The sequence below is a fragment of the Pseudomonas sp. GD04058 genome, from assembly GCF_029836855.1.
Classification (GTDB): Bacteria; Pseudomonadota; Gammaproteobacteria; order Pseudomonadales; family Pseudomonadaceae; genus Aquipseudomonas; species Aquipseudomonas bharatica.
On the sequence record NZ_JAOECN010000014.1, the window covers coordinates 115,178 to 123,144 of the forward strand.

A 7,967-nucleotide genomic window follows, 5' to 3' on the forward strand; every position below is an offset into this window, starting at 1 on the left:
CGCCACGGCAGGGGCGGGTGCAGAACATTCTGTTGGGAGTTTCACACATGGCAGTTGCCTCCGGCGCCTACAAGAAAGCCCTCGAAGGCGACCAGCAACCCAAGCAGGTGCTGGTCAAGATCGATCGGGTCACGAAGAAGTTCGACGAAACCGTCGCGGTGGACGATGTCTCCCTCGAAATCAGGAAAGGCGAGATCTTCGCCCTGCTCGGCGGCTCCGGCTCGGGTAAATCGACCCTGCTGCGCATGCTGGCCGGTTTCGAGCGTCCGACCGAAGGGCGGATTTTCCTCGATGGCGTCGATATCACCGACATGCCGCCCTACGAGCGGCCGATCAACATGATGTTCCAGTCCTACGCACTGTTCCCGCACATGACCGTGGCGCAGAACATCGCCTTCGGCCTGCAGCAGGACAAGATGCCCAAGGCCGAGATCGAGGCCCGGGTGGCCGAGATGCTCAAGCTGGTGCACATGACCCAGTACGCCAAGCGCAAGCCGCACCAGCTTTCCGGCGGCCAGCGCCAACGCGTGGCCCTGGCCCGTTCCCTGGCCAAGCGGCCGAAGCTGCTGCTGCTCGACGAGCCCATGGGCGCACTGGACAAGAAACTGCGCTCGCAGATGCAGCTTGAGCTGGTCGAGATCATCGAGCGGGTCGGCGTGACCTGCGTGATGGTGACCCACGACCAGGAAGAGGCCATGACCATGGCCCAGCGCATCGCCATCATGCACCTGGGCTGGATCGCCCAGATCGGCAGCCCGATCGACGTCTACGAGACCCCGACCAGCCGCCTGGTCTGCGAATTCATCGGCAACGTCAACCTGTTCGAGGGTGAAGTGGTCGACGACGCCGAAGGCCACGCGCTGATCGCCAGCCCCGAGCTGGAGCGTCAGATCTACGTTGGCCACGGCATCACCACCTCGGTGGAAGACAAGCACATCACCTACGCGCTGCGTCCGGAGAAACTGCTGGTCACCGCGCAGCAGCCGACCTGCGAATACAACTGGTCGCGCGGCAAGGTCCACGACATCGCCTACCTGGGTGGCCACTCGGTGTTCTACGTCGAACTGCCGAGCGGCAAGATCGTCCAGTCGTTCGTCGCCAACGCCGAACGCCAGGGCTCGCGTCCGACCTGGGGCGACGAAGTCTACGTCTGGTGGGAAGACGACAGCGGCGTGGTACTGCGTTCATGAACATGCGCAAGCTCAAGCGAGCACTCAACCGCGTAACGCCCGAGGGACGCCACGTCGTCATCGGGATCCCGTTCCTCTGGCTGTTCCTGTTCTTCATGCTGCCGTTCTTCATCGTCCTGAAGATCAGCTTCGCCGAGGCGGACGTAGCGATCCCGCCGTACACGGAGATCTACAGCTACGTCGAGGACAAGATCCAGGTGGTGCTCAACCTGGCCAACTATGGCCTGTTGACCCAGGACGAGCTGTATATCTCGGCCTACCTGGGCTCGTTGAAGATGGCCTTTTTCAGCACCATCCTCTGCCTGCTGATCGGCTACCCGATGGCCTACGCCATCGCCAACGCGCGCAAGGACATCCAGACCGTCCTGCTGCTGTTGATCATGATGCCGACCTGGACCGCGATCCTGATCCGCGTCTATGCCTGGATGGGCATTCTCAGCAACAACGGCCTGCTCAATGCCTTCCTGATGTGGCTGGGGCTGATCGACCAGCCGCTGCAGATCCTCAACACCAACCTGGCGGTGTATATCGGCGTGGTCTATTCGTACCTGCCGTTCATGATCCTGCCGCTGTTCGCCAACCTGGTGAAACACGACCAGAGCCTGCTGGAAGCCGCATCCGACCTGGGTTCGAGCCGTTTCAACAGCTTCTGGAAGATCACCGTGCCGCTGTCGAAGAACGGCATCATCGCCGGCTGCATGCTGGTGTTCATCCCGGTGGTGGGCGAGTTCGTCATTCCTGAGCTGCTGGGCGGCCCGGAAACCCTGATGATCGGCAAGGTGCTGTGGCAGGAATTCTTCAACAACCGTGACTGGCCGGTGGCCTCGGCCCTGGCGGTAGTGATGCTGGCGATCCTGATCGTGCCGATCCTGCTGTTCAACCGCAGCCAGGCGAAAGAAATGGAGGGCCGGGCATGAAGCGCGTCGGATTTTCCAATGTAATGCTGGTCCTCGGCCTGCTGTTCATCTACCTGCCGATGCTGATCCTGGTGATCTACTCGTTCAACGCCTCCAAGCTGGTGACGGTCTGGGGCGGCTGGTCGGTGAAGTGGTATGTCGGCCTGCTCGACAACACCCAACTGATGGGTTCGGTGATGCGCTCGCTGGAGATCGCCTGCTACACGGCGGTCGCCGCAGTGGCGCTGGGTACCCTGGCCGCGTTCGTGCTGACCCGGGTCACCCGCTTCAAGGGCCGTACCCTGTTCGGCGGTCTGGTCACCGCGCCGCTGGTCATGCCCGAGGTCATTACCGGTCTGTCGCTGTTGCTGCTGTTCGTGGCCATGGCGCAGATGATCGGCTGGCCGCAGGAGCGTGGCATCGTCACCATCTGGATCGCCCACACGACGTTCTGCGCAGCTTACGTAGCCGTGGTGGTGTCGGCTCGCTTGCGCGAGCTGGACCTGTCCATCGAAGAAGCGGCCATGGACCTCGGTGCACGGCCATGGAAGGTGTTCTTCCTGATCACCATCCCGATGATCGCGCCGTCGCTGGCGGCGGGCGGCATGATGTCCTTCGCCCTGTCGCTGGATGACCTGGTACTGGCGAGCTTCGTATCCGGCCCGGGTTCGACTACCTTGCCGATGGAAGTGTTCTCGGCCGTGCGCCTGGGCGTGAAGCCGGAAATCAACGCCGTGGCCAGCCTGATCCTGCTGGCGGTATCGCTGGCGACCTTCCTGGTCTGGTACTTCAGCCGCCGTGCCGAAGAGCGCCGCAAACGCGCGATCCAGCAGGCCATCGAGGAAGCCGCGGCGGATGGCTGGAAGCAGCCTGAAGTGCGGCGTCCGGCTCAGGCTTGATCTGAGGCCTTGAAGGCCTCATCGCTGGCAAGCCAGCTCCCACAGGTCCTTGTGGGAGCTGGCTTGCCAGCGATGAGGCCCTCAAACCCAAAACAAATCTACTTGCTTGGCACCAACCTCAACGTCCCCTCGGTCTCCCCGGCCAACCCCAGCCAGGCCCTCTGGTACCGCCCTTCGATATAGGGCCTGGCCTGATCCCCATAATGCCGATCGAACAACACCCCGCTTTGCCCGACCGGGTTGATGCTCAGCGCTGTCCCGGCATCTGCGAAATCGATCAGGCGCCGCGTGGACGGCCCGTAGTTCACCGGCCATGGCGCCGGGCCGATCTTCGCCGACAGGTTGTTCGGCACCTCGTGGGTTCCCGGCGCCGCGAATGGTCCGACATTGAACAGCCTGTCCAAGGGTTTCTGCATGCCCAGCGGATGCCCGTGGGTCAGGGTATGCGCCTTGCCCCACTGCCAGCCCGCCGGATCCTTGCCAAGGGTTTCGCCCAGATGCTCCACGGTCCTGTCCCAGGCGTGCTTGACCACCGCCGTGCGGCTGCCGCGTTCGCTGCTGCCCTGGGTGTCCCACCAGGGGGAATCGACATCCGCTGCCAGGCGCGGCAGGGCATCGTCGATCACTCGGGTCGAGATCAGCGCCTGGAACCAGGCATCGCCCAGTTCATCGTGCATCGCTGCGTAGGCCAGCTCGTAGAGGAACTGGTTGAACAGCGTGGCATTGACCGAATCCAGCGGATAGTCGCCGCGCCAGGCCGCTAGTTGCTCCACCAGCTCGCGGCCCCGGGCGTCCTGCACCACCTGGCGCAGCACCGGCAACAGTGGGCCAAGGGTACGCGGGCCGTAATCGGTGGTGGTGCCCAGTTGCAGTGCCTGGCTGTTCTGCAGGTCCCATTTCACCTGGTCGTTTGCGAGTTGCCGGTCGAGCTCGCGACCGCGGTCCGGCAGGTTGTAATAGCCGGGAATCGGCACGCCGGTGGGCGATAGCGGCTGGAAGTTGGCCGAGACGATATAACCGCTGTCCGGGTTCTCCGACTGTGGGTTGACGCTGAACGGGTAGAAGCCGGACTTGTCCGCCTCGCCGCTGCTGCCGTCGAGAATGAAAGCCGGGTTGACCCCGTCCGGCCGGATCGGCAAGGCCGCCGCCGCCCACCAGCCGATATCGCCACGGGCGTTGGCCCAGACGAAGTTCAGCCCCGGTGCCTGGACCTTCTGCACGGCGCTGCGCATGGCCTCCAGGGTGCTGGCGCGATTGACCTCGTAGAAGCCATCGAGAATCGGATTCTCGCTTTCAAGGAAGGCCCACCACATGGCGACCGGTGTCGGCCCGGCGTCCTCGCCCAGTACCTTGTTGACGATCGGGCCATGGGGCGAGCGCAGCAGGGTGACGGTCTGCGTTGGCTCGCCCTTGACCTTGATCTGCTGCTCGCTGCGGACCAGGTCCTGCCACTGGCCGTGGACCATGACCTGTCCGGGATTGTCCGGATTGACCTTTTCGGCGATCAGATCGACATCGTCGTTCTGGAACATGGTCAGGCTCCAGCCGAACTCGCGGTTGTGCCCGAGGGAAGCGAAGGGGTTGAGCGCCTGGTGATAGCCGTACAGATGGAAGCCCGGTGCCGACAGCTCGGCCTCGTACCACACCGCCGGGACCGAAAAACGGATATGCGGATCGCCGGCCAGCAACGGTTTGCCACTGCGGGTACGGCTGCCGCTGACGGCCCAGGCATTGCTGCCTTCGAACTGCGGCAGGCCGGCCTCGCTGAAGGCCTGCTGGCTGAGCGTCGCCAGTCGGCCCAGGGTTTTCCAGTCGGCATCGACCAGGGCGGGCGGGTGTTGCAGCATGCCGTCGGGATGCCAATCGAGATCGAAGACCTTCAGGTATTCGCCGCCAAGATGGTCGCGCACGAACGTCAGCAGCGGTTCGGTACGGAACGCGGCGGCAAAGCTGTAGGCCATGAAGCCGGCGATGCTCAGGGTGTCCTGGGCGGTGAAGGGGCGCGGGGTGATGCCCAGCACGTCGAATTCGATCGGCTGCGGATGCGTGTCCTGCCAGGCGTTTACGCCTTCGAGGTAGGCTTGCAGGGCGTTCCAGGCGGGTGACTGCTTGTCCTGCCGATCGACCATCACCTGCGCCTGTTCGCCGATGCGCAGGCTGCGGAACAGGATGTCGGTGGCGACCATCTTCGGCCCCAGCACCTCGGCCAGCTCGCCCTTGGCCAGGCGCCGGGTGATCTCCATCTGGAACAGGCGGTCCTGGGCGTGCACGTAGCCCAGGGCGCGATACAGGTCGCTCTCGTTCTGCGCCTGGATATGCGGCACGCCGCGTTCGTCGTAGCGCACGCTGACCGGCGCCTGGAGCTTCGCCAGGGCGACTTCGCCGTCACGTTGCGGCTGCTTGCCTTGCACATACAGATAACCGGCGCCGGCTGCCGCAACGGCTATGGCAACGGCGAGAAGGGTAAGGCGGCGTTTCATCGAAGCTCCTTGGGGAATCTTTCAGCCAGCGAGTCGGTCATGATCGGACAGAGGATAGACTTTGCCAGCCGAGAGATCAGCCAGGAGTGAGGGCCAATGGACATCAGTGAAAAACACAAGATGCTGACCGGACAGCTGTATCGCGCGACATGCCCGGAGCTGCAAGCCGAACAGATCGCCAACAAGCACTGGATGCAGCGCTACAACGACTCCGCCGACCTGCTCAACGAGCAGCGGCACGCCATGCTGGTGGAACACTTCGCCAGGGTCGGCCCCGGCGCGGTGATCCGCCCGCCGTTCTACTGCGACTACGGCTACAACATCGAGATCGGCGCCAATGTGTTCATCAACTTCAACTGCGTGATTCTCGACATTTGCAGCGTGAGCATCGGCGACGACTGCCAGATCGGGCCGGCGGTGCAGATCTACGGGGCGGACCACCCGCGCGATCCGGTGGTGCGGCGCAGCGGCCTGGAGAGCGGGAAGCCGGTGAAGATCGGCAGGAATGTCTGGATTGGTGGCGGGGCGATCATCCTGCCCGGGGTGACGGTGGGGGATGATGCGATCATCGGTGCAGGCAGCGTGGTAACCCGGGACGTGCCGGCGGGGGCGACGGTGATGGGTAACCCTGCCCGAGCGCAGTAGAAGGGTGGACGCGTAACCTGTGGGAGCTGGCTTGCCAGCGATAGCAGTGGTGAATCCACCATAGCAATCGCTGGCAAGCCAGCTCCCACAGTGTCCGCGGTGGACCCTGATTCCAGGGTTGGCTCAAAACCCTGTGGGAGCTGGTCTTGCCAGCGATGAGGCCGGCTTGAGCAACGATGTTGTCAGGTCGGGCCAAATCGCTGGCAAGCCAGCTCCCACAGGGTACGCGTCGCTCTCGGGTCAGGTGGACTTGAAGCCAGGCTTGCCGTTGGCTGCGCGCCATTCCTTGACGTGATTGACGATCGATTGAGGGGTTACGCTGTGCCCTTCTTCCGGATAGTAGATGAGATCCGATTTTGCAGGATGTTCGGTCAAGCGTTCGAACTCGTCCGAGAGGTAGTCCTGGTAGTCGATGAATGCTTTTCCATGCAAGCCTGAGCGGTTTTCGAAAAACTCACCCACCAGCTGGACGAATTCAGCTTCCGTATACTCTTCAAGTTTCTGTTTGACATTCATTGGTTGTTTTTCCCGCTGTGGATTTCGGCATGTTGTTTCGGAGTCATCACCACAATGTTGTCAATGTCATATACCGCGCCCCCTTTGGCAATCTGATGAACGTGATGTAGCTCGAAAGATTTCTTTGACTTGTTGTGTCCTGACGCCGCTGATTTCGGCGCACCGCCTTCTCGCATTCTTTGCAGATTTGAAGGAATAAACTGCTGACTCAGCTCCGTATCAGCAGCAACCGCTTTCCAGATGGCCTCACGCATTCGATCCCAGTTACTGAAGGTTAGCCCCCTTAACTGGTCGGCGATGCGTGACGGTATTGGCGAGCCCTCCCGAGTATCTGCTGTCCCGAGCCAGAGCCCCGAGACGGATTGACCGTTCCCTGTTGCTACCCCGGCGTAATCCCGAGGATCCTTGAACATGACGTAGACCGGCTCAAGCCCTGAGTCCGTCGGAAATGTAACTATGTAGTCATTGAAGTGAGCATCACCCTCGGCAGGCAGCGGTAATAGACCGAGAGGAGCAGGCGTGCTGATGACTCCGGGGTAGAGCCCATCGGGCTGAGTTTCGATTGGGAGCGATGTAGAGTTTTCGGGCGTACCAGCCTGAGGTAGCCAGTAAATAGTAATTGGGTCCGGCCCTTCGCTTGTGAAACGATAGGCGCCGTGCTCGCTATCCCATATGGCTGTTCGTACAGGTACTCGTTTCGGGATGCCATCAATTCCGGTAGAAATTAACCGTAAATGAGTTTCTTCTTTGTTCCACTCAGAGATCAGTCGCATCGGCAGAGGAAAATCTTCTTCGATTTGGCTCAGTACTTCTTTCCAGTCGACGCTAAGGTTCAGATCAGTGAAGGGAATGCTTAGGCCATATGGTTCATCTCGTTCAAGCTTGAGAGAAAGTAGCAGGATGGAGGCGACCTCCAATACTCCACGGGCCGGCCCTTTTATGTATTTTTTAATGGCCCGCAGGGTAGTTCTGAGGGCAACTTGCAAATCGGCAGGGTTTACAACAGAGGAGGCGGCCAACGTTATTAGATGCGGGTGGGCGATGGCTGCCGTGCTGAGGGAAAAGACCACGGAATTTCCCGTTCGGTCTTCTTTGGATGCGAACTCGAGGCGTATCAGCTCCGCATATGCAGCTGTGATTACTGAATTAGCTTGCGCTATATATTTTTCGACCAGTCTATCGTTGGCTTCTCTGCTCGACTCAAGCTCGGAAAGTTTTTTTGTCGCTGAAATTAAGGCCGCTTCAGCTGAATTTCTCTTTTCTCTCGATACACGCGCATGCAAGGCAAAGACAATTTCTGAATCTAATAGTTGAGTTTGGAGTTCGAGCGTTTTTGCATGG

General features: G+C 61.1%; 7 protein-coding genes. 4 read left to right on the forward strand and 3 right to left on the reverse strand.

Annotated elements, in window-relative coordinates:
* Nucleotides 1-47: 47 nt before the first annotated feature.
* From potA to N7650_RS14310, 3 genes are read left to right on the forward strand one after another with little or no spacing between them, the layout of a single operon-like run.
* Nucleotides 48-1,190 carry a polyamine ABC transporter ATP-binding protein gene (potA, locus tag N7650_RS14300; RefSeq protein ID WP_279898763.1) on the forward strand — a complete coding sequence of 381 codons (1,143 nt, stop codon included), beginning with the start codon at nucleotides 48-50 and terminating at the stop codon, nucleotides 1,188-1,190.
* Entirely contained in the window at nucleotides 1,187-2,107 is a 921-nt protein-coding gene (locus N7650_RS14305; RefSeq protein ID WP_009395593.1) for an ABC transporter permease subunit, read from the forward strand. Before potA ends, N7650_RS14305 begins: the two co-directional genes overlap by 4 nt.
* The gene (locus tag N7650_RS14310; RefSeq protein ID WP_009395591.1) at nucleotides 2,104-2,985 is read left to right on the forward strand and encodes an ABC transporter permease subunit; all 882 of its coding nucleotides are present in this window, start codon (nucleotides 2,104-2,106) and stop codon (nucleotides 2,983-2,985) included. Before N7650_RS14305 ends, N7650_RS14310 begins: the two co-directional genes overlap by 4 nt.
* 98 nt (nucleotides 2,986-3,083) lie before the next feature.
* Here N7650_RS14310 and N7650_RS14315 read toward each other — a convergent pair whose 3' ends face one another.
* Nucleotides 3,084-5,465: a penicillin acylase family protein gene (locus N7650_RS14315; RefSeq protein WP_279898765.1), complete on the reverse strand. Its 2,382-nt coding sequence runs from the start codon at nucleotides 5,463-5,465 to the stop codon at nucleotides 3,084-3,086.
* Between the two features lie 96 nt (nucleotides 5,466-5,561).
* Here N7650_RS14315 and N7650_RS14320 point away from each other — a divergent pair, with 96 nt between their 5' ends.
* Nucleotides 5,562-6,110, forward strand: a complete 549-nt coding sequence (locus N7650_RS14320; RefSeq protein ID WP_009395587.1) for a sugar O-acetyltransferase — start codon at nucleotides 5,562-5,564, stop codon at nucleotides 6,108-6,110.
* 240 nt (nucleotides 6,111-6,350) lie between these two features.
* On the opposite strand, the gene N7650_RS14325 is transcribed toward N7650_RS14320, so the two are convergent.
* Nucleotides 6,351-6,626, reverse strand: coding sequence for a bacteriocin immunity protein (locus tag N7650_RS14325; protein ID WP_009395586.1), 276 nt, complete (start codon nucleotides 6,624-6,626; stop codon nucleotides 6,351-6,353).
* Nucleotides 6,623-7,967, reverse strand: a 1,345-nt coding sequence (locus N7650_RS14330) for an S-type pyocin domain-containing protein (protein ID WP_279898766.1), incomplete at its 5' end; no start/stop codon positions are given. The genes N7650_RS14330 and N7650_RS14325, both read right to left, overlap by 4 nt.